18 protein-coding genes are annotated in these 20,449 nt (G+C 61.9%); 5 read left to right on the forward strand and 13 right to left on the reverse strand.

Annotated features, from left to right (window positions below):
- Positions 1-18: 18 nt before the first annotated feature.
- Genes ACE4RL_RS14585 through ACE4RL_RS14595 form a run of 3 tightly spaced genes read right to left on the reverse strand, consistent with a single transcriptional unit; the run spans position 19 to position 3,077 of the window.
- Positions 19-1,464, reverse strand: a complete 1,446-nt coding sequence (locus ACE4RL_RS14585) for a dihydrolipoyl dehydrogenase family protein (RefSeq protein WP_375597832.1) — start codon at positions 1,462-1,464, stop codon at positions 19-21.
- A gap of 43 nt (positions 1,465-1,507) precedes the next feature.
- Positions 1,508-2,260 carry a TVP38/TMEM64 family protein gene (locus ACE4RL_RS14590; RefSeq protein WP_375597833.1) on the reverse strand — a complete coding sequence of 251 codons (753 nt, stop codon included), beginning with the start codon at positions 2,258-2,260 and terminating at the stop codon, positions 1,508-1,510.
- Position 2,261: 1 nt separating this feature from the next.
- Positions 2,262-3,077, reverse strand: coding sequence for a sterol desaturase family protein (locus ACE4RL_RS14595; RefSeq protein WP_375597834.1), 816 nt, complete (start codon positions 3,075-3,077; stop codon positions 2,262-2,264).
- 402 nt (positions 3,078-3,479) lie between these two features.
- Here ACE4RL_RS14595 and ACE4RL_RS14600 point away from each other — a divergent pair, with 402 nt between their 5' ends.
- The 3 genes from ACE4RL_RS14600 (at position 3,480) to ACE4RL_RS14610 (ending at position 5,572) form a co-directional block, all read left to right on the forward strand.
- Positions 3,480-4,088, forward strand: a complete 609-nt coding sequence (locus ACE4RL_RS14600) for a CDP-alcohol phosphatidyltransferase family protein (RefSeq protein ID WP_375597835.1) — start codon at positions 3,480-3,482, stop codon at positions 4,086-4,088.
- A gap of 93 nt (positions 4,089-4,181) precedes the next feature.
- Complete coding sequence (locus tag ACE4RL_RS14605) at positions 4,182-4,328, forward strand: hypothetical protein (RefSeq protein WP_375597836.1); 147 nt, start codon at positions 4,182-4,184, stop codon at positions 4,326-4,328.
- A gap of 95 nt (positions 4,329-4,423) precedes the next feature.
- Positions 4,424-5,572, forward strand: a complete 1,149-nt coding sequence (locus ACE4RL_RS14610) for a diguanylate cyclase domain-containing protein (RefSeq protein WP_375597837.1) — start codon at positions 4,424-4,426, stop codon at positions 5,570-5,572.
- Between the two features lie 212 nt (positions 5,573-5,784).
- Here ACE4RL_RS14610 and ACE4RL_RS14615 read toward each other — a convergent pair whose 3' ends face one another.
- From ACE4RL_RS14615 to ACE4RL_RS14655, 9 genes are all read right to left on the reverse strand, one after another.
- On the reverse strand, positions 5,785-7,446 hold the full coding sequence (locus tag ACE4RL_RS14615; protein ID WP_375597838.1) for a urocanate hydratase: 1,662 nt from the start codon (positions 7,444-7,446) through the stop codon (positions 5,785-5,787).
- A gap of 2 nt (positions 7,447-7,448) precedes the next feature.
- Positions 7,449-8,537 (reverse strand): DUF917 domain-containing protein, encoded by a 1,089-nt coding sequence (locus ACE4RL_RS14620; protein ID WP_375600291.1) that lies wholly within the window; start codon positions 8,535-8,537, stop codon positions 7,449-7,451.
- Positions 8,537-9,790 carry a Zn-dependent hydrolase gene (locus ACE4RL_RS14625; RefSeq protein WP_375597839.1) on the reverse strand — a complete coding sequence of 418 codons (1,254 nt, stop codon included), beginning with the start codon at positions 9,788-9,790 and terminating at the stop codon, positions 8,537-8,539. Before ACE4RL_RS14625 ends, ACE4RL_RS14620 begins: the two co-directional genes overlap by 1 nt.
- Positions 9,787-11,148, reverse strand: a complete 1,362-nt coding sequence (locus ACE4RL_RS14630; RefSeq protein WP_375597840.1) for a dihydroorotase family protein — start codon at positions 11,146-11,148, stop codon at positions 9,787-9,789. Before ACE4RL_RS14630 ends, ACE4RL_RS14625 begins: the two co-directional genes overlap by 4 nt.
- A gap of 18 nt (positions 11,149-11,166) precedes the next feature.
- A complete protein-coding gene (locus ACE4RL_RS14635) occupies positions 11,167-11,919 on the reverse strand; it encodes an ABC transporter permease (protein WP_375597841.1) in 753 nt (250 codons plus the stop codon).
- Positions 11,916-12,848, reverse strand: coding sequence for an ABC transporter ATP-binding protein (locus ACE4RL_RS14640; RefSeq protein WP_375597842.1), 933 nt, complete (start codon positions 12,846-12,848; stop codon positions 11,916-11,918). Before ACE4RL_RS14640 ends, ACE4RL_RS14635 begins: the two co-directional genes overlap by 4 nt.
- Positions 12,845-14,035, reverse strand: coding sequence for an ABC transporter permease (locus ACE4RL_RS14645; RefSeq protein ID WP_375597843.1), 1,191 nt, complete (start codon positions 14,033-14,035; stop codon positions 12,845-12,847). Before ACE4RL_RS14645 ends, ACE4RL_RS14640 begins: the two co-directional genes overlap by 4 nt.
- 152 nt (positions 14,036-14,187) lie before the next feature.
- Positions 14,188-15,099 (reverse strand): ABC transporter substrate-binding protein, encoded by a 912-nt coding sequence (locus ACE4RL_RS14650; RefSeq protein ID WP_375597844.1) that lies wholly within the window; start codon positions 15,097-15,099, stop codon positions 14,188-14,190.
- A 55-nt stretch (positions 15,100-15,154) separates the two neighbouring features.
- Positions 15,155-16,738: an aromatic amino acid lyase gene (locus ACE4RL_RS14655; protein ID WP_375597845.1), complete on the reverse strand. Its 1,584-nt coding sequence runs from the start codon at positions 16,736-16,738 to the stop codon at positions 15,155-15,157.
- Positions 16,739-16,866: 128 nt separating this feature from the next.
- Here ACE4RL_RS14655 and ACE4RL_RS14660 point away from each other — a divergent pair, with 128 nt between their 5' ends.
- Together ACE4RL_RS14660 and ACE4RL_RS14665 are read left to right on the forward strand one after the other, a co-directional pair.
- Positions 16,867-18,027, forward strand: coding sequence for a LysR family transcriptional regulator (locus ACE4RL_RS14660; RefSeq protein WP_375597846.1), 1,161 nt, complete (start codon positions 16,867-16,869; stop codon positions 18,025-18,027).
- A 64-nt stretch (positions 18,028-18,091) separates the two neighbouring features.
- On the forward strand, positions 18,092-19,465 hold the full coding sequence (locus ACE4RL_RS14665) for an FAD-containing oxidoreductase (RefSeq protein WP_375597847.1): 1,374 nt from the start codon (positions 18,092-18,094) through the stop codon (positions 19,463-19,465).
- 247 nt (positions 19,466-19,712) lie between these two features.
- On the opposite strand, the gene ACE4RL_RS14670 is transcribed toward ACE4RL_RS14665, so the two are convergent.
- Complete coding sequence (locus ACE4RL_RS14670; RefSeq protein WP_375597848.1) at positions 19,713-20,285, reverse strand: AAA family ATPase; 573 nt, start codon at positions 20,283-20,285, stop codon at positions 19,713-19,715.
- Positions 20,286-20,449: the final 164 nt, after the last annotated feature.

Raw genomic sequence — 20,449 nt, forward strand, 5'->3', positions numbered from 1 at the left:
TAGATTGAACCCTGACGTTCAAGGCAGGAGCTTTTGCACCAATCCGACCCATGCCCTGGACAGGCGTCCGAACAGCTTGGGCTTGTAATAGGCGCTGGCCGCGCGCTTGGAGAGCTCCGAGAGGGTTGGATAGGGCGCGATCATCGAGGCAACCGCGGAAAGCTTGATCTTTTCGGAGATCACCAACCCCCAGAGGCTGATCATTTCGCCGGCATGAGGTGCCACGATCGTGACGCCAAGCACCCTGCCCCTGCGCGTCAAGATCAGCTTGATGAACCCTTCGGTGCGGCGTTCGGTCTGCGCACGATCATTGTCGTCCATGCGCTCGAGGATAACATGCAATTCGCCATGCCTCTTGCGTGCCTCAGCCTCTGTCAGGCCGACATGGGCGACTTCCGGGTCAAGATAGGTCACCCAAGGCAGGGCAGCATAGTCCACCTTGGCCGGCAGGCCGAACATCGCATTGCGAACAAAGATGCCAGCATGATAGCCGGCAATATGGGTGAACTGCGGTCCGCCGGCCACATCGCCGATGGCAAAGATGCGAGCGTTGCTTGTTCTTAGCCGGTCGTCGACCTTAATCCCCTTCTCGTCGAAGTCGATCCCCGCCAGCTCCAGGCCCATGTCCTGAACATTGGCCTCGCGACCAGCCGCCACCAGAATATGGCTGGCGCCGAGCTCGTGTCGGCCCGCAGCCGTTTCGATGGTCGCGCTAATACCTGTGTCGTGCCGCTGTGGATCGATCAGTTTGGCATTCTCGAAAAGCGTTGTGCCCTCCTTGCGCAGAACGCCCCGGATCAGGTCAGCGGCCTCGGGTTCGTCACGGGGCAGGATCTGGGCCACATCGACGATCGTGACGGCAGAACCAAGGCGCCGGAACGCTTGCGCCATTTCGAGCCCTATCGGCCCGCCTCCAACGATAAGGAGATGATCCGGACGCTCAACGAGGTCAAACACAGTCTCATTGGTCAACGGCTCCAATTCGCGCAATCCAGGCACCGGGGGCACGACCGCTCTTGACCCGGTCGCCACGACAAAACGGCGCGCCTGGATGCGATACCGGCCCGCGATCAGTTCATTCGAACTGACGAAACGCGCCCCTTCCCTTAAGACCTTGACGCCCATGCCCTGAAATCGCTCGACACTGTCATGCGGGGCGATTTCGCTGATCACGCCATGAATATGACGGTGGATCGCCTCAAAATCGATTTTCGGGGCAAGGGCCTCGCCCACCCCCAGTCGCATCGACGCGGTGAACGTGTGTGCCGCATGCGCCGAAGCGATCAGCGATTTGGAGGGGACGCAGCCGGTATTGAGGCAATCCCCGCCCATGGCAGCGCGCTCGATGAGGACAACCTTGGCGCCGAGCTGTGCGGCTCCGGCCGCGGCACTCAGGCCGGCGGATCCAGCACCGATGATGCAGACATCACAGGAGAGGGCTTCATAAGTTGAATGTGCTGACATTGCTTTGGCTCGGTTGGAGATTGATATCCGTATCGGGAAACAGTCAGGACTCGCGCTCCGCCCCTCGTTTGCGGAGCAAACCGGCGACCGGTGCAATCGCCGCCAGAACCGCAAGCCCCAGTAGTCCCAGTGTTATCCCGGGTGTCACCAAATCGCCCACGCCAACTGGACGGTCCGACGCAGCCGCTTCGGCCAGAATGGTTTCAAGACCCTGTCCAATGGAAGCGTAGACGAGTACGCCGGGCAGGATGCCGAGCAGTGTCGCCCCGACATAGGTCGGGAGCGGCACCTTGAAGAGCGCAGGCAGGATATTGATCGCCGAGAACGGAAAGACAGGCGCGAGCCGCAAGGCCAGCAGATAGCTAAAGGCATTGGCCTCAAAGCCGCGGGCAACCTTGCCGGCAAAGCCCGCCACGCGCGAGCGCAGGCCTTCGCCAAAGGCCGTTTGCGCGGCCCAGAACAAGACGGTAGCGCCGATGGTCGCACCCAATGCCGCAAGCAGGCCGCCAATCCATACGCCATAAAGGAAGCCGCCGGCCAGGGTGAGCAACCATGTCGCGGGAAAAGCGACGGAGACTGCAACCGCATAGACGCAGACATAGGCCAAAGCCGCCAGCCAGCCATAGCCGGCGGCAGTAGATTTGAGCGCAGCGCGGGCGTCGGCCAGATAGTCCAGCGTGAGGTATTGATGCCAGCCCATAAACAGGCCAGTTGCCAGCACGATCAGGATGACGCCCAAAGGCGCAAAGCGCCTGAGGGCGCTCAGCAGTTGGGCCAATCGATCGCTCTGCGGCATGTCAGCGTCTCCTGAATGGCAGCAGCAGCGACCACCCCAGGCGTGCCGGCCCGATGCCGCGATAGGCTTCGAGCCCGATATTCATGTCCCGATGTCCTTTGGCTGGTCGATCCGTATAGGTGGCGAAAAGCCGGTCCCAGATGGCCAGGTTGAAACCATAGTTGCTGTCAGTCTCTCGTCGGTCGGTAGAGTGATGAACGCGGTGCATGTCGGGGGTGACGACCAGCAGACGCACCAAGCGATCAATTTTGGCCGGCAGGTTGATATTGGCGTGGTTGAACATGGACACGCCATTCAGGAGCACTTCAAAAACCAGTACGGACCATGCGGGGGCACCGAGTGCCACCACCACGGCGGCTTTCCAGACCATGGACAGTACGATCTCGAGCGGGTGGAAACGCAGCGCAGTGGTAACGTCAAATCCGGTATCGGCGTGATGCATGCGGTGAATGCGCCACAGAATGGGGATCTTGTGGCTCAGTAGATGCTCGAGCCACACCGCAAAATCCAGCGCGATAATGGCGGCAATCCCTGCCATCCACACCGGGATGCCGAACTGATTGAATATTCCCAGACCCTGGCTTTCAGCCCACAGCGCCGTGCCCACAGCAGCTGCGGGAAATACTATGCGCAGGCAGACCGAAGAGAGCACCAGAATACCGATATTGGTCATCCACCGTCGCGTCTTGAGAGCTGCCAGCATTTCGGGGCGCTCAAGGCGTGGATGGGTCAGCTCGATGACCGCGAGCAACCCGAAGATAAGGACAAAAGAACCAAACCTGATGACGGGTTCGGACAAGACCATGGCGTTGTTCATGTCTAACTCAGGCTTTCCAATTCGCTGATGGTGGTGAAGCACACTTGGTCTACGGCTCTTGGTCCGTGATGGGTGCAGCGGCGCGCCACTTTGTGAACAGGGTGCGCCGCATTGGCCCTGTTCACAAAGCGCCCCAGAACTCCCGCCAATGCCTGTATCCTTGCCCCAAACACACGCCCCGCCCGATATCGGCGGCGAAGAACGCGTCGCGCAGCCCCCGGGCTTACCTGGTGCGCCACCGGTGATCCGCGATCGCTCGGCCACTTCAGCCAGAGATCACAACCCGCTTTGTTCATCATTCGCTTCTCGGTGAGCGAAGGTTACAAACGGGCATCCAGATTGTAACAAGACAAGAGCCGGATCAGCCGGTCCGGCCCGTTCGGCAAGAGGAAATGGTATCGCGTGCTCGACAGCCGTATTATCCCAATGCAGGAAAAACTGCTGCGTCATCCGGCCGGCTGGCTGCACGCGCGGGGCGCTACGGCGAACCGCATCACCCTCATAGGCTTCGCGATAGGAGTCGCTGCCGTTCCGGCAATTGCGAGTGGCCAATTTCTGCTTGGCCTGCTTTTGATCGCACTGAACAGGCTACTAGACGGGCTTGATGGTGCGGTGGCGCGTCTGGCCGGTCCCACCGATCAGGGAGCCTTTCTCGACATTGCGCTCGACTTTTTCTTTTACGCCGCCATCCCTTTTGCTTTTGTGCTGGCTGACCCCGTAGCCAACGGGCTGGCGGGATCGCTCTTGCTGTTCTCCTTTGTGGGCACCGGATCGAGTTTTCTGGCCTTTGCCGTAGTGGCGCAACGCAGGGGGCTCAGCTCGCTGAAGATGCCAAAGAAGGGCTTCTATTATTTGGGCGGCATAACCGAAGGCGCCGAAACGATAGCTCTGTTCGCGCTGATCTGCTTGTTCCCGGGCCTGTTTCCAGTTCTCGCCGCCGGGTTTGCAGCGCTTGCCTTCGTGACGACACTCGTGCGCTGGTGGTGGGGTTGGACGACGTTTGGGGAGTAGACTTGCGTCTGCCTTGCTTCCCAGACGTTGGACCTGAAGAGCCCCTAGATTTGTAAACGCCTTCTTCCCTAATTTTGAGGCAAGGAGGCCTATATGGGCAAAGGCAATTTCAGCACTCAGGAGTGCAACAAACAAGGCGAGGAATTCAACCGTGAATATCAGCGCGCCTCCGACTATAGGGCTGCGCCTGTCTACGGCTTGATCCATCGTTTAGCCTCTCTCAAATTGGTAGCAGACTGACCCGATCCCTTGAGGCGTTTCCACGCTTGTGCCGCGCTGGCGTAAGCTCGCTTTAATCGCTGCTCCCTACAATCCAGGCTGGGAGACAACGTGACATGCGCAGACTCATCCATTGGCTTGTACTGGCTAACCCAGAACCCAGCGTTGCGCGCGCACAGTTGCGGGAACTGCAGAACCATCTGCCGCTGCTCTATAGCCTGCTTATCGCCAATGCCGCGCTGCTGACCTGGACCTATTCGAGTCTCGCACCAATTTGGATGACCTGGGTTACGTTTACATGTGTCGCCGTGGTCTGCCTGTCCCGCATTCCCTTTTGGTTGCGTCTGCGCACCGCGGAAATTTCCAATCAAGATGTTCTGCGCCACCTGCGCCGCACCATCTGGCTCTCAGGTGTGCTTGCGGTGCTGTTCATTGGCTGGGCCATGCTGCTCGACGATTATGGCACCGCCCTCGAGCATTCCTATTCGGCCATTTTCATCGCCACTACGGTCATCTGTAGCATGTTCTGCCTGATGCATTTGCCTCAGGCAGCCACTTCGATCGTAGTTTTGGTCGCCCCTATCTACGTCGGGTACTACGCCCTTGCCGAGGTTGAACTGGTATTTCTAGGTATCTCTCTCAATGTGGCGCTGGTGGCACTGGTGATGATGAAGGTACTGTTCCGCGCCTTTGACACATTCACGACAATGATCCGCTCGCAAAACGAGATCATCGCCCGCCATCTGGAGGTGGAAAAGCTCAACGTCGAGAATGAGCGGCTCGCCAATACCGATGCGCTGACAGAGCTGACCAACCGCCGATACTTCTTTTCCGAATTGCACAGTTGGATTGATCAAGAGGGTGCCCAATTCACTTTGGCGCTGCTCGATCTCGACAAGTTCAAACCCATCAATGACCGCTATGGCCACCCCGCTGGTGATCACCTGCTTGCCAGCATTGGGGGGCGCCTCAAAGAACTGTGCGGCGAGAACATCGTGATCTCCCGTTTGGGTGGTGATGAGTTCGGCGTGCTGATCCGCCTTGACTCTATCTCAACCGACCAAATCATGCGACGCGTCTATGACATCATCACCACTCCGGTGGGGGTCTATGGTAACCTGCTTTCGGTGGGATGCTCGCTTGGAATTGCCGGGTTCCCCACTACGGCGCGAACAGCCGATGAATTGCTCCATCAGGCGGACACCGACCTGTACGTGAACAAGCGCTCGAAAGTGCAGCAGCCGGGCAGACGCGCCGCTATCTGACCTTAGGCCAGTTCAGGCGGGTCTTAGTTCAACGAGGTCCGACCTCACAGCGCCATCGGCGACAAACCGCTGATAGCGCTCATGAATGCCTACGGCGCATCCGGTCCGCCGTAAGTGCTACCCCCGGGAAATCCCCCAGCCGGGTGGTGCAAAATCGGGGAGCACGTCAATGGGTGCGGCGCTGCCCATTGGCGAAGTCGGCACCATTCTGGTCAGGTCAAATCGATATGTCCGATCGACTTGCGCTTGATCTCGTCCAGGCTCTCTTCATAGCCGGCGTCGGCGTAGCGCATGACGCCAAGGGCGGTGTCGTTGCTGAGGGCAAGAGACAGCCTCTCGGCACCGGCGTCCGTGCCATCAGCCACGACGGTGACGCCGGCCGAGGTCATGTAACCGGCATAGCCCCCTCCTCCCGAGTGAACAACGACCAGGTCTGCCATGGAAGAGCAGAGTAGCATGGCGTCGAGAATGGGCCAGTCGGCAATGGCGTCCGAGCCGTCTTTCATGCGCTCGGTCATGATGTTGGGGTGGGCCATGGCGCCGGCGTCGAGGTGATCGCGGCTGAAGGTGACCGGGCCGGCTAGTTCGCCCTTTTGCACCATGTCGTTGACTTCCAGCGCCAGTTCGGTGCGCTCGCCGTGACCAAGCCAGGCGATGCGCGATGGCAACCCTTCGAATGGAACGTGGCGTCGTGCCAACTGAATCCAGTTGGTGACGATGCGATTGTCCGGGAACATCTGCAGCAGGCGGTCATCGATCTTACGGATGTCTTCGGGATCACCCGATTGCGCCATCCAGCGGAAGGGGCCGATGGCACGCGCAAACAGCGGTCGCAGATAGGCCTCGGTGAAGATGCGGATATCGAAGGCGTTCTCGACCCCTCCATCCTTTGCGTGGGTACGGATCAGATTGCCGTTGTCGAACACCTCGGCACCATGCTTCTGGAATTCCAGCATGGCGGTGACGTGGTCGACAATGGACGCACGGCTGGCGGCCATCAATTCGGCAGGATTGGACTTGCGCATCTCGCGCACCTGCTCGAGCGAATAGTTCTTGGGCACATAGCCATAGACCAGGTCATGGGCCGAGGTCTGGTCGGTGACAATGTCAGGTGTGATGCCGCGCCGGGCAATCTCTGGATAGATATCGGCAGCGTTTCCGACCAGGCCAACGGACGTCGCGCGCTTGTCTTTGACCGCAGCCGCGATCATTTCGAGCGCTGCGTCGAGGTCCGGTGCAATCTCTTCGAGATAGCCGATTTCCTTGCGCTTGGCCGCGCGCTCGGGGTCGATATCGACGCAGAGAATTGCGGCCCCTGCCATGCGGCCTGCCAGGGGCTGCGCCCCGCCCATGCCGCCAAGCCCTGCCGTCAGGATAAATCGGCCCGCGAGATCACCGTCAAAGCGGTTTTCGGCAATCCGCATGAAAATCTCATAGGTGCCCTGGATGACGCCCTGGCTGCCGATGTACTGCCAGGCACCGGCGGTCAAACCGCCCCAGCAGATCAGGCCCTTGCGTTCCAACTCGTAGAACACCTCTGCCCTGGCCCACTGCCCGACGATGTTGCAGTTAGCCATGATGACCAGCGGCGCCTTGGCGTGGGTTTTGACGAGGCCAATCGGCTTGCCCGACTGAATGATCAGCGTTTGATCCTCGTCCATGTTCTTGAGCGCATGCACGATGGCATCGTGGCTGGCCCAATTGCGTGCAGCCTTGCCGAGCGCGGCATAGACAACAAGATTGTCCGGATCTTCCCCAACGCTGAGCACGTTTTCGAGAAGGCGCAGCAGCGCTTCCTGGCGCCAACCGCGTGCGCGCATTTCGTTGCCGCGGGGAATGGGAAACCGGGGATGGCGGGGATTGGGGGTCGGCATATTCAGCCCTCCTTGCACAGGGCGTAGGACGCCAGGTCGATGCCCATGGTCTTTTCGACATGCGGATAGACGGCGGGGTCGAGCACGCTAGAGGATAGCGGGATGATGGATTTGGGGACGTGCAGGACGAAGATCGGCATGCCCTCCTCAAGCTGCCCGACGCTTAGCGGCTCACCCTCGCTCGAAAGCGTGGTGATGACATCTGGAAAGGTCGCCTGGCGGAGGCCATTGCGATCGTCGACGGCCATATATTCGTTCATCACATGCAGAACGGCGCCATTTTCGAGCGTGACCGTCCCGACGTCGAAGGCCTCACTGGTATAGGTCACTGCTTTCCTGATGATCTTGCCTTCAACCAGAATGGCCCCGCCGGTGGTCTTGACGATGGCGTCGATGATCGCACTGCCGCCCTTCCCTTCGGCAGCGATGATGGCCTCGCCCAATTTGAGCGCCAGCGAAATGCCACCAAGGGCCGCATGCTGGCGGACATAGCTGGCGCGCACCGGATTGCGGCAGGACGCGATAAAGCCACCCGACATATCGGCAGCGGTGCGCAGGATCGGGGACACCTTGGCGGTGGCGCCGCGGGTGACCAGCTCGATATAGCGGTTCTCGCCCCGATTGCCGCCCACAGCGGTCTGGATCATCGGTTCGGGCGAACCGGCCAAGCCGATTGAGCCCATGTCACCGGTCGGGTGCGCGCGGATGTCGCCCACCGCATCGACAACCTTAAGTCCCAGCGCGGCCGAGGGCAGCCAGCCATTGAGCGTTGAGGACTTGCCATTCTGCCCGACCATCAGGCCGGCCAGTTTCTCGCCCAGCGCGTCCTGGAGCAGTTGCACGGCCTTGATATAGTCGACGCCACGCATCTCCCAGGGGGTGGTCGAGGCCGGTGCGCCGATGGCAGCCGCGGTTGCGATCCAGTCGTTGTCGACCATTTCCTCCACCGAGACCAGTTCGGGCTTGCCGATCGAGACCGCCGCATAGCCCAGCATACGGCCGTGATCGGCCCAGCCGCCGCCGCCTGCCGCATAGACCGAGCCGCCCTTGACGGCCGCTTCCACGTCATTCTCGGTAAGGATGCGTCCCATCATGCTGTCTCCTGCAAGTCTTTATCGAGCCGCTGCACCGCGTCGAGCAGCACGGCGGCACCAAGCGCGATGTCCTCGGCGCTGGCGGATTCTTCGGGTGCGTGGCTACGGCCCTCGACACAAGGCACGAAGATCATGGCGGCCTTGGTGATGCGCGCCATCCAGGCTGTGTCATGTCCGGCCCCGGAGGACATGCGGCGATGGCGGGCGCCGTTGGCGTCGCACGCGTTGTCGAGCGCAGTGAGGACATCGGCATCGCAGGGCGTCGGCATATTGTCCGAAAGGACGCGCGGCTCCGGCACGGTGACGCCGGTTTGGGCAGCGATGCCGGCCACTCCGTCGCGCAGTTCAACGAGAAAATGCTCCATGTCGGCGCGGCGTTCGACGCGGGCATCGATGAGCATGGTGACGCGCGAGGGCACTACATTGGCGGCATTGGGTTCCACGCGGAATTCGCCGACCGTGGCCGCGAAGTGGTATTCGCCCGCCGCCAGATCGGTGGCAAAGCGCTCGACCGCCAGCGCGATCCAGGCCGCTGCGGATAGAGCGTCCTTGCGGCTGCCCATGGGTGTGGTGCCGGCATGATCAGCGCGCCCCTCGACCACGATTTCGATGCGGGTGATCCCGGCGATGGCGGTGACGACACCGACGTCGAGCCCCCCGCTTTCCAGCACCGGTCCCTGTTCGATGTGGAGTTCCAGAAACGCGGCGATGTCGCTACGTGTTCGCTGAGCGGCCGCGTTGCCGCCGACTTCGGCTATGGCATCGGCAAGCGTAAGACCAGCGCTTTCGCGGCTGAGCCATTCGTCGGGACGTGTCCCGGAGATGCCGCGACTGCCAACGCAGGACACGCCGAAAATGGAGACCTCCTCGGCGAGAAAGTCAACGATTTCAAGATTGTGGTCGAGTGTTATGCCCTGGTCCTTGAGGGCACGTGCCACCTCCAGGGCGGCGGATACCCCCGCGATGCCGTCATAGCGCCCACCGTCGGGAACCGTGTCGGAGTGCGAACCCAGCATGATAGTACCAAGGCCAGGTTCCCGGCCCTTTCGCGAGCCTACGAGATTGCCGGCGGCGTCGATGTGCACAGTGAGACCGGCGGCCTCGAAGCGGCGGGCGAGCCATTCGCGCCCTTTAAGGAACATCGGCGTGAAGGCGCGGCGGGTATAGGGGCGTCCGGGCTCGGTGATTGCGGCGAGGGCCGAAATGTCTTCGTCGATACGCGCGGCGCTGGTGGGCAAATTGCGGGTCATGCGCGTGTCTCGGGCCGCACGAAGCGGCCGGTTCCGGGCGCCGACAAAACATCTGTTCCATCAAACACCTGCTGGCCACGCAACCAAGTGCCGGCGACCGTCCAGGGCAGTTCGGTGCCGTTATAGGGGCTCCAGCCGACGACGTTATGACCGCTGCGGGCGGCGTCATAAACCTGGCGGCGGTCGACCAGAACGGTGATATCGGCGTCCTTGCCGACCTCCAGCGCGCCCTTGACGTGGTCGAGGCGGAAGTGGCGGGCGGGGTTTTCGGCCATCAGTTTGGCGGCCCAGGTCAGGGGCACGCCATGGTCCAGGGCCCCCTTGATGAACAGCGGCACCATGACCTCGAGGCCGGGAACGCCCGAAGCGTTGGCGAGCATGTCCGGATTGGTCTTGCGATCCTCGGACCAGCTGACGTGATCGGTTGAAATCAGGGTGACGTTGCCGGCTGCGACATGCTGCCAGAGTTTTTCCACTTCGGCGCGCGGGCGGATTGGGGGATTGATCTTGGCCTTGCCGCCGAGCCGGGCGACGTCGTTTTCCTCATCCAGGGTCAGATAGTGAATGCAGCACTCGATGGTGGCGGCGAAACCCTGGTCGCGGTAGGTGCGGGCGATCTCGTAACCGCGTGCCAGGGAACAATGCACGACGTGGGCGGGACAGCCAGTTTGGGCGCCCGTTTCGTAGATCTGCAGCGAGGCCAGCAGTTCGGTCAGCGGCGGGCGGCTGAGGCCATGGGCGCGATAGTCGGTGATCCCGGCGGCCTTGACCCTGGCCATGGCGGCGCGAACCATTTCATCGTCCTCATTGTGGACACCCGCTGTGAGGCCGGTTTTGGCGACGGCGGCAAAGCACTCTTCGAGCAAAGCAGGTGGGATGCGCGGAAAGCGGATCGGATCGGTGCCGAAGGTCGAGAATTTGAAGGCGGCAACGCCCGCTGCGGCCTGTTCGGCGATGCGCGAGGGGCCTTCTTCGGGATTGATGGTGCCGTAGAGAGCAAAATCGACGCGGGCCTGGGGGCTGGCGTGGTCGACCTTGATGCGGACCGCTTCGGCCGAGCAGACCAGGTTTCCCTCGTCATAGGGCATGTCGACGATGGTGGTAACACCGCCGGCCGCCGCAGAGCGGGTCGACCAGATAAAGTCTTCCTGATCTCGTTGACTAAGCGAATGGGTCTGGGCGTCGATGGCGCCGGGCAGGATCATGGCTTTGCCGAGATCATGTCGCTCGCGGGCCTCTGGGCCTATGCCGTCACCGACCAAAGCGACCTTGCCATCGCGCGCCGCAACATAGCCGCGCTCGATGACGCGGTCCGGGAGGATGATGGTGCCGGTGAGGCTGAGGTCGAAGTCGGACATATCCAGATCTTTCCGTAGTCAGGCGTTGGCGCGAGCGCCCTGGCCGGTGCGGCGGGTCAGCGCCCGCTCAATGGCCGAGAGGCCGTCATAGATCAGCACGGCGAGCGCACCCACGATGAGCCCCCCCTGCAGGACGAAGGCGGTGTTGCTGGACAAAAGCCCGGCGATGATGACTTCGCCGAGCGTGCGCGCCGCGACAGTGGAACCGATGGTGGCTGTGGCCAGTGAAATCACCGTGGAAAGGCGTATGCCGGCAAGAATAACCGGCAGGGCCAAGGGCAGTTCGACGCGGACCAGGCGCTGCCTGCCGGTCATGCCCATGCCCCGGGCGGCCTCGGTGACCGTGGGCGGAAGGCCCGTGAGGCCGGTCAGGGTGTTTTCGAAGATCGGCAGGAGGCCATAGAGAAACAGGGCCACCAGAGTGGGCGCGGTACCGAAACCGAGCATGGGGACGGCCAGCGCCAATACGGCCACCGGCGGAAAGGTTTGTCCGACATTGGCGAGACTGCGTGACAATGGCAGGAATTCAGCGCCAAAGGGACGCGTTACCAGAATGGCGAGGCCGACGGCGACCGTGGTGGCCAGTGCTGTCGCAATGGCAACGATCAAAAGGTGATTGAGTGTCAGGTCGAGCAGGCTGCCCTGATTGTAGATGACCGGCTGATTGTTCTTGGTCAGCGGCTCGAAGACAAAGGCAAAGCTCTCGGGGCTGACCAGGAAAGCCACCAGCAAGGCAAGGACGAGGAGGCGGATGACAAGGCCAGTGCTCATTTCGGCCTCGCGGCGCACTTGGCCAGGTCGTTTCGGCTGATGCGACCAATCAGCTTGCCGTCTTCGATGACCGGCAAGGCCTCGCGACCGGACCAGAGGCATTCGGCATAGGCTTCGCGGAGGCTGGCGCCAGCGGAGATCGGATCGCCCGCAGCTTCGCCAGGTTCAACCAGGGAAAGCACTTTCGCCAGCGAGAGCATGCGGAAGGGCCGGTCCCCTCCAATGAGTTCGGCGACGAAATCGGTGGCCGGATTGGCAATGATCTCTTCGGGAGCCGCGTATTGCAGCAGCTTGCCGCCATCCATGACAGCGATGCGAGAGCCCAAATGGATGGCCTCTTCCATGTCGTGGGTCACCAGCACCACTGTGGTGTTGAACCGCTTCTGGATGGCGAGCAGGTCATCCTGAGCCTTGGAGCGGATGACCGGGTCAAGCGCGCCAAAGGGTTCATCCATCAGCAGGATATTGGGCTCGGCGGCCAGGGCACGCGCCACGCCGACGCGCTGCTGCTGCCCGCCCGAGAGTTCATTGGGCATGCGGTCACGGAATTGACCCGGGTCGAGTTGAAACAGCGAAAGCAGTTCGTCTACCCGATTGGCAATGCGGGACTTGTCCCAAGCAAGCAGATGCGGAACCGTGCCGATATTCTGTCCCACGGTGCGGTGGGGAAACAGGCCATGGCCCTGAATGGCGTAGCCGATGCGGCGGCGCAGTTCATAGGCGGGAACCTCGCGCGTATCCTGTCCGTCAATCAGCACTTTGCCAGAGGTCGGCTCGACCAGCCGGTTGACCATGCGCATCAGCGTGGTCTTGCCCGAACCGGAGGTGCCCACAATGGCGCAGAGTTCACCCGCGCCGATGGTCAGGGAAACCCTGTCGACCACCGTCGTCTGGCCATAGACCTTGGTCAGCTCCTGAATTTCGATCATTGGGCACGCTCCCTGGTGCTGACCATTTCGACAAAGGCATCGAGGACCACTGCAGCGGCGAAGGCCAGGGCGACGGTGGGGACGGCGCCGAGCAGCACCAGATCCATGGCGGTCTGGCCAATGCCCTGGAAGACGAAGACGCCAAAGCCGCCGCCGCCGATCAGCGCGGCGATGGTGGCAAGGCCGATATTCTGGACCAGCACGATGCGAATACCGGTGAGGATCACGGGAAAGGCCAGCGGCAGTTCCACGGAGAACAGGCGCTGGCGATTGGTCATGCCCATGCCCCGCGCCGCGTCATTGGCGGCCTCGGGCACGTTGACGAGGCCCACCACCGTGTTGGAGACGATGGGCAGCAGCGAATAGGCAAAGAGCGCAACCATGGCGGGAGCGACGCCGATGCCCGAGATGCCGATGGCCGAAGCGCCCGGCACATTGGCGGCCACCCAGGCCAGCGGCGCGATCAGCAGCCCGAAAAGGGCGATCGATGGGATGGTCTGGACGATATTGAGGGTGTTGAGCACTGCGGCGCGCAGCGGCTTGACCCGGTAGAGCAGGATGCCCAGTGGCACACCGGCAAAAATGGCGATAGCGACCGACCCGAAGGCCAGAAGCAGATGGGTGCGGGCCTCGGCCCAGAAGGCCGGCGCGCGATTGGCGAATTCCTTGAGGATCGATAGATCGTTCCAGGCCCCGCTCCAGAGCAGCGCCGCCGTCGCCATCCCGACCACGGCGAGGATGCCGATGCGTTGCCATGGCCCGAATTTGAGCCGCGTAAGAGCGTCGGTGACCATCAGCGCAAAGGCAAAGGTCAGAAGCCAGAACCCGGCGCCGGGCGATACCCGTGCGAAAGTGTTGTCAGGCGGCGTCAGAAATGTCGCCGCCTGGCCGATCAGGACGAACAGGGTGGCCAGCGCCAGCAAACCAATTCCGAGCTTGATGAGAGGGTTGACGCGCAGGAGCATCGTCCCGACCCCGATGAGGGCGACAAGGCCGAGCAGGATCGCCAAGGGGAGAGGGAGGGCGGATGAGGCCAGCAGCCCTTCGCCCAGGACAATACGATTGGCGCGGAACACGGCAAAGGGAAAGACGGCGCCGGCAAAGGCGATCAGGGCGATCAGCAGTCCGAGCTTATCAAAAACGGGCCAGGCGGCGCGGCTTTGGCGCGTAGTGTCGACGGTCGTCATGGGCCCCCTCGCTGATGATGGTGGGCGTCGCGTCTCCGGGACGCTGTTTCATCGACCCAGGTATCGAGGCGGGCCGCAGCCTTTGGGGTGACGGACACAGGCCGCCGCCACCCCGATATGCGTGGCCTCCGCCAGCGGCGAAGGGCCGGGCTTTAGCTCAGAAATCCGTTGGTTGTCAGGAAGTCGGTGGCCACAGCCGAAGCCGCTTCCCCGCCGACCTGCACCCGGCCGTTCAGGTCCTGCAGCGTTTCCAGGCTCAGCGCCTCGAAGACCGGCGCAAGCAGTTCTTCGATCTGCGGGTACTCATTGAGCACCTCTTCGCGGATGATCGGCGCGGGCTGGTAGACCGGCTGCACGCCCTTGTCGTCTTCCAGAACTTTGAGGCCAGAGGGGGCAATACCGCCGTCAGTGCCGTAGACCATTGCGGCGTTGGCGCCATTGGTGCCCTGGGCCGCTGCCGCGATGGTGGCCGCGGTGTCGCCACCCGAAAGGGTGATCAACTGGTCTGGCGAGAGGGTGAAGCCATAGACTTCCTGGAACTTGGGCAGTGCGGCCGGAGAATTGACGAATTCGGCCGAGGCGGCAAGCACCACCTCGCCACCGCCGGACACGTATTCACCGAACTGGGAAAAATTATCGAGGCCATTGGCATCGGCCAGGTCCTGACGAACGGCCACAGCCCAGGTGTTGTTGGCGGGCGACGGGGTCAGCCAGACAATCTTGTTCGCGTCGTAGTCAAGCTTCTTGGCTTCTTCGTAGGCCGACTGGGCATTGTTCCAGAGCGGATCGTCGGCCTTCTCGAAGAAGAAGGCCGCGTTGCCGGTGTACTCGGGATAAATGTCGATTTCGCCAGCGGTGATGGCCTCGCGCACGATTGGCGTGCCGCCAAGCTGGATCCTGTCCTCGACCGGGATGTCATTGGCCTCAAGCACCTGCTTGATGATGTTGCCCAGAACACCACCCTCCGTGTCGATCTTGGACGAAACGACCACCTGTGCCTGTGCGGCGGTCATGGTCAATGCGAGTGCGGCGACCGCACCCATGAGCGTTTTCGTTAGGCGCATGACTCTCTCCTTTGTGAGCCGGAAGCTTCCGGCTGTCCCTACCCTGTGAGCACTGTCAGTTCATGACAGTGGTTGTTTCAGTCCCCGTCTGTGGGCCGAGTGCAAAATACTCGTCCAACTCCATAATGGCGGAATGTGAAATCAGTTCGCCAACAAAGTCATCGGACGCCAGAGCGGCTTCCACCGCCTCGACTTCGGCCGAGAGCGGACGGTCCTCACGATAGAAAGCCGCGTGCCGGCGCACCAGCTCATAGACCATGCCCGGCACATTGCCCGGATTGTCCCCCGAAATATCCATCGCCTGGGCAGCGAGCAGGCCCTCAAGGGCTGCAAGGCGGCGCAGCGCGCCGGCCTGACGTTCGAACCGCTCGACGACCAGCGGCAGAAAGGCCGCCTCATCCTCAAGACCATTGGCAACAACGAGAGACTGCGCGGAGATCGCGTTGGAAAGCGACAGGCAGCGCACGAACAGTTCGCCCGCCAGCTTGATGACCGGTCCGAACCCGGTTGCGATTGCCCCCGGCGCTACAAGGTTGACCGGCAGGTCACGGCGGCCACCATTGCCCAGCAGTACGCAACGATTGAAGGAATTGCGGGCGACATGGGCCAGCGCCAGTTGGGCGGTCTGCAGGAACACCGTGACATCGAGCGGCAGCGAGCCGCCGGAGGTAAGCACCTGACCGCCAGCGACCACCGGATTGTCGTCAGTGCGGCCCGTCGCAGCCAGAACCGTGCGGCCGGCGACCGTAAGACTCTCGAAGGCGGTGGCGAAGACCTGGCTCATCATGCGGATCGAGAGCGGGTCCTGGACATGGGTGCCCGTGGGCCAGTCCCAGCCCATGGCGTTGAAATAGAGCCAGGCCCCGACGCCGGCTTCCCGCTCGGTCCCGACATGGGCCACCGCTTTCCAGGGGTCGCGGGAGGCGCCCAGCGCTCCGGCCGTGGTCAGGCCGGTGGCCAGCAGAACGCGCACCGTGGTAGCGGCCTGGCGGATGGCTCGGATGGCGGCCGCGTAGCCGACGGCATTGGTGGAGACCGAGGCGAGGCTGTCGCGCGGGGCCAGCTTGAACGGCTTGAGGCCGGCGCGCGCCATGGCTTCGGCAGCGGGCAGACGCTCGCCGGAGTGATAGGCTTCCCCCACCCCGGTCAACACAGCGCCGATCTGCCCCATCAATCCAATATCGGCACAGCCGATCGAGCCGGTGCGGCGCACGACCGGGATGACGTCCGCCTCAAGCAGCCTTTGGAAGGCCGAAACCAGCTCCGGTGTGCAACCGACGCGTCCGGTCAGGGCCATATTGATCCGGATCGCCAGGGCGTTGCGGACGATTTCAAGCGGAAAGGCATTGCCCGTGCCGAAGTGATGGGCGCGTACCAGGCCGGTACTGAAGGCATCAAGATCGTCGTCTGACCAGGAAACATCTTTCATTGCCCCCACGCCAGTGGTGGCCCCATAGACCGGCTGCCCGGAATTGATGGCTTCTTCCATGACCTGGCGGGCCTTGTGCACACGCTCAAGCGCTGCGGCATCCGGCACGATCAACGCGCTGCGCGAACCAATCCGGACAAAATCAGCAAAGCTGAGCGGCTTGCCTTCAAGCCGGATTGTTTCGGTCGGTATGGCGATTTGCGCGTTCACGTCGTCCGGGTCTCCTTGCAAGGACGACGCTATTGGAAAATCTTGAACCATGGGATATCCCAAAAGCTGAACAGGCTATGTTCTATCTGTGGGCACGGCGGCTATGTGCTCAACAAAGAGGCATCGAGATGGACACTTCGACCTTGCTCTTGGTCGATATTGTTCTGCACCAGCGTAGTCTGCGCGGCGCAGCGCGGCATGCGGGACGCCCGGCAGCGAGCATCGCCGCCGCTTTGGCGCGCTGCGAAAGCGCGCTTTCGATCAGTCTCTGCCAACGGGCCGGCTCGGGACTGGCTTTTACCCTTGAGGCCAATCGTCTCGCCCCGTCAATCGCCGAAGCGGCCCGCCTAGCACGTTGCCTCTACGCCGCCGGGACCGATCCTTTCCCATCTCCGGTGAGACTGCAAGCGCTGGGACGATTTGTCGAGGTAGCCGAACGGGGCAGCATCCGGCAGGCAGCGCGGGCCCTGATGCTGGGACAGCCGCAATTGTCCAGGCAGTTGGCTCATCTCGAAACGGCCCTTGGGCACAAGCTGCTCGAGCGGGGCACCGGCGGCACGGTGTTGACGGAAACGGGCCGACGGGTCTGGGACGATTGCAGCCGGTTGTTGCAGCTCTGGGGTCAGATATCGAGAACCTCAGAGGATCGGTTTCGTCGCGCCCAGACGACCGTGAGGCTGGGCTCGATCATGCCGCTTGGCTACGAAAGCGAGATCGCGCGGCAATTGGCAAAGTTGACGGCGGGTTGGGCGGCCTCCCACCCCCGGCAACCGCTGTTCATCAGTTCCACCACGGCCGAGGAGCTGCTGCGGGGGCTTAAAAGCGGTGCTTTCGACGTCGTCCTCCTGGATACCGAGACATTGCCCGAGGATCTCGAAGGCGCGCCCATAGCGGCGTCGGGACTGGCGGTTGTGGGAGCAAAGGGCAACGATATTGCGGCCGCGTTGCGGGACCGGCCGATTGCCTTGCCCAGTCCACGGAGCGGGCTGCGACTGCGCATCGACGCGCTGCTGGACATGACGTTCGACGACACCGAAAGGAACCGGCTGACCCTGGTTGAGATCGACTCTATCCCGGTCATTCTCAACCTGGTGTTGCATTACGGCTTTGCGTCCGTGCTGCCCCTGGCGTCGGTCGCCTCGATCCGCCCGGACTTGCACAGCATCCCTCTGCCTTCGACATTTGACATGCAATACTGGCTTTGCTGGCTCAGATCTGCGGGGCGTTCAGCCGCTGGAATAGCGGTTCTTGATACGATCAGGCGTGCAACCATGCATGCGCCCCACTGATTGTGCCTGCAATGACAACGCAGCGCGGCTCCGTAAGAGCCGCCGGATAAGGGGACCAAGTGCCATGACGAAGACCTTTGATGCGATCATCATCGGAGCGGGTCAAGCCGGTCCGCCCTTGGCCGCGCGATTGACGGCGGCGGGCCAAACCGTTGCGCTGATCGAGCGCGAACAGGTGGGCGGCACCTGCGTCAACACGGGTTGCACGCCAACCAAGGCCTTGGTGGCCAGCGCAAAGACCGCGCATTCGGTTGCCCATGCGAGAGAATACGGGATCAGTATCGGGGCGGCCCCAGAAGTTGACTTCAATGCTGTGCTGCGCCGGGCCATGGCCATCAGCGCCAAGTCCCGCAGCAGCGTGGAAAGCTGGCTCGATGGCATGGACGGGCTGACGCTGGTACGTGGTCATGCGCGCTTTACGGGACCCAAGCGCATCAGCGTGGGGGGCGACAGCTATGAGGCCGATCAGATCTTTCTCAATGTCGGCGCGCGTGCCGCCATTCCCGATATCCCCGGTCTCGATCAGGTCGAGGCACTGACCAATTCGGACCTGTTCTGGCTGAAGGAATGTCCTCAGCATCTGGCGATTGTCGGCGGTAGCTATATCGGGCTCGAGTTTGCGCAAATGTTCCGGCGCTTTGGATCTCGCGTGACCATTATCGAGCGCGGCCCGCATCTGGCCGGCAAGGAAGATGCAGAGATTTCCGAGGCGATCCGTGACGTGCTGGAAGCAGAAGGCATCGCGGTGCGCACCAATGCCGATTGCATTCGCTTTTCGCGTTCGGATGCCGGACCCGTCGTGGGGGTGGACTGCGCTTCCGGCGAACCCGAAATCTCCTGCTCACACATTCTGCTTGCGGTTGGCCGCCAACCAAATACCGACGATCTGGGACTCGACCAGACCGGGGTGGAGATCGACGGGCGTGGCTTTGTTGGGGTCAATGATCGCCTGGAAACCAACATCCCCGGCATATGGGCCCTGGGAGACTGCAACGGGAAGGGCGCGTTCACCCACACCTCGTACAATGACTATGAAATTGTCGCGTCCAACCTGCTCGATGGCGGCGACCGCAAGGTCTCGGACCGCGTCATGAGCTACGGTCTCTACATTGATCCGCCGTTGGGCCGGACCGGGCTGTCGGAAGCCCAGGCCCTGGCGAAGGGCCACAAGGTCCTGATCGGCCAACGCCCGATGACGCGGGTGGGCCGCGCCGTTGAAAAGGGTGAAACACAGGGGCTCATGAAAATCGTCGTTGACGCGGACACCCGGGCAATCCTTGGCGGGGCGATCCTCGGACCAGGGGGCGATGAAGCAATTCACTCCGTCCTGGACATGATCCAGATGGGCGCAACGGCCGATGCGCTCACCGGTACCATGCACATCCATCCCACGGTTGCTGAATTGGTCCCGACCATTTCAGGGGAATTGAAGGCTTGACCCAAAGCCTAGGCAATCGGCCGTCAGCATGCCGCTCCCTGGCATGCGTCGGCCTCCCGGCGTCCAATCGGGCGCTTCGCCCGGCGGCACCGGAATGTTCGGCGGCGACGTCCCAGAGGTCGGGAACAGCTACTATAGGGAAGCCGCCTAAATGACCATTTTTGCGAGGCGTTGCCGATCGGCAGATACCGACCTCATTGCAGACGGTCCAACCATTGTCGACGACGGTTTGTAGCGGACGTTCAGGTCAACCGTCTTCGCGCTTCTCAGCATCGGAATCGGACACTTGGCCTCCTATCCATTCGCGTATGTGGTTGGCGGCGGTTTCAACAGATAGATTGGTGACATCTAATTTGAGAAGCCTGGATGCCGTTCGTCCAACGAGTGGCCTCTGAAGGCTGTGCCACCGTCTCGCATAATCGGCATCGACCGGCTTTCGCGATGAGAGACGGCCCGGCGACGTAATCCTGCGGATGTTCTCCTCCAATGAACAATGGAGGTGAACGACGTAAAGCGGTCCGCGCGCTTCCGCCAATCTAAGGTATCGGCTCCAGGTTTCTGAGGCCCAGTCGGATTCGTCCGCCAGCGCCTCTGTGAAGATGATCGGCTGCTGGAGGGGCAGTATTGCCATAAGGTCGTCAGCGAGAGACCAGATTTTGCGAATGGTGCTGAAAAATTCATCAGACTTATGGTCCGCCAGTGCCAACGAGAGATTGTAGACAGTGTGAACGTCCAACAAACGTCCGCCAATTCGCTCCGACAAATTTTTGCCGATGCTAAGTTTTCCGGTGCCTGGGTTTCCGTTGATCAGAACCAACATCTGGCCGTCCTCCTTCCATATAGCCCCTGTGTTGCAGGGCTAGGAGATACAATAATCAGTGTCCGCTTACAGTAACTCGCGACCAGTAACAGACTGTCCTCTCCCCTACCCCGAAAACGACATTGGCCGGCCGCCGCACGAATGGCGGCTAACAGGAAACCGTC

This window comes from Devosia polycyclovorans, from assembly GCF_042181575.1.
GTDB lineage: Bacteria > Pseudomonadota > Alphaproteobacteria > Rhizobiales > Devosiaceae > Devosia > Devosia polycyclovorans.

Excerpts from the sequence above, each read along its gene's own strand:
- ACE4RL_RS14585 (WP_375597832.1), bottom strand. The coding sequence starts at position 1,464 with ATGTCAGCACATTCAACTTATGAAGCCCTCTCCTGTGATGTCTGCATC.
- ACE4RL_RS14590 (WP_375597833.1), bottom strand. The coding sequence starts at position 2,260 with ATGCCGCAGAGCGATCGATTGGCCCAACTGCTGAGCGCCCTCAGGCGC.
- ACE4RL_RS14595 (WP_375597834.1), bottom strand. The coding sequence starts at position 3,077 with ATGAACAACGCCATGGTCTTGTCCGAACCCGTCATCAGGTTTGGTTCT.
- ACE4RL_RS14605 (WP_375597836.1), top strand. The coding sequence starts at position 4,182 with ATGGGCAAAGGCAATTTCAGCACTCAGGAGTGCAACAAACAAGGCGAG.
- ACE4RL_RS14610 (WP_375597837.1), top strand. The coding sequence starts at position 4,424 with ATGCGCAGACTCATCCATTGGCTTGTACTGGCTAACCCAGAACCCAGC.
- ACE4RL_RS14615 (WP_375597838.1), bottom strand. The coding sequence starts at position 7,446 with ATGCCGACCCCCAATCCCCGCCATCCCCGGTTTCCCATTCCCCGCGGC.
- ACE4RL_RS14620 (WP_375600291.1), bottom strand. The coding sequence starts at position 8,537 with ATGGGACGCATCCTTACCGAGAATGACGTGGAAGCGGCCGTCAAGGGC.
- ACE4RL_RS14625 (WP_375597839.1), bottom strand. The coding sequence starts at position 9,790 with ATGACCCGCAATTTGCCCACCAGCGCCGCGCGTATCGACGAAGACATT.
- ACE4RL_RS14630 (WP_375597840.1), bottom strand. The coding sequence starts at position 11,148 with ATGTCCGACTTCGACCTCAGCCTCACCGGCACCATCATCCTCCCGGAC.
- ACE4RL_RS14635 (WP_375597841.1), bottom strand. The coding sequence starts at position 11,919 with ATGAGCACTGGCCTTGTCATCCGCCTCCTCGTCCTTGCCTTGCTGGTG.
- ACE4RL_RS14640 (WP_375597842.1), bottom strand. The coding sequence starts at position 12,848 with ATGATCGAAATTCAGGAGCTGACCAAGGTCTATGGCCAGACGACGGTG.
- ACE4RL_RS14645 (WP_375597843.1), bottom strand. The coding sequence starts at position 14,035 with ATGACGACCGTCGACACTACGCGCCAAAGCCGCGCCGCCTGGCCCGTT.
- ACE4RL_RS14650 (WP_375597844.1), bottom strand. The coding sequence starts at position 15,099 with ATGCGCCTAACGAAAACGCTCATGGGTGCGGTCGCCGCACTCGCATTG.
- ACE4RL_RS14660 (WP_375597846.1), top strand. The coding sequence starts at position 16,867 with ATGGACACTTCGACCTTGCTCTTGGTCGATATTGTTCTGCACCAGCGT.
- ACE4RL_RS14665 (WP_375597847.1), top strand. The coding sequence starts at position 18,092 with ATGACGAAGACCTTTGATGCGATCATCATCGGAGCGGGTCAAGCCGGT.
- ACE4RL_RS14670 (WP_375597848.1), bottom strand. The coding sequence starts at position 20,285 with ATGTTGGTTCTGATCAACGGAAACCCAGGCACCGGAAAACTTAGCATC.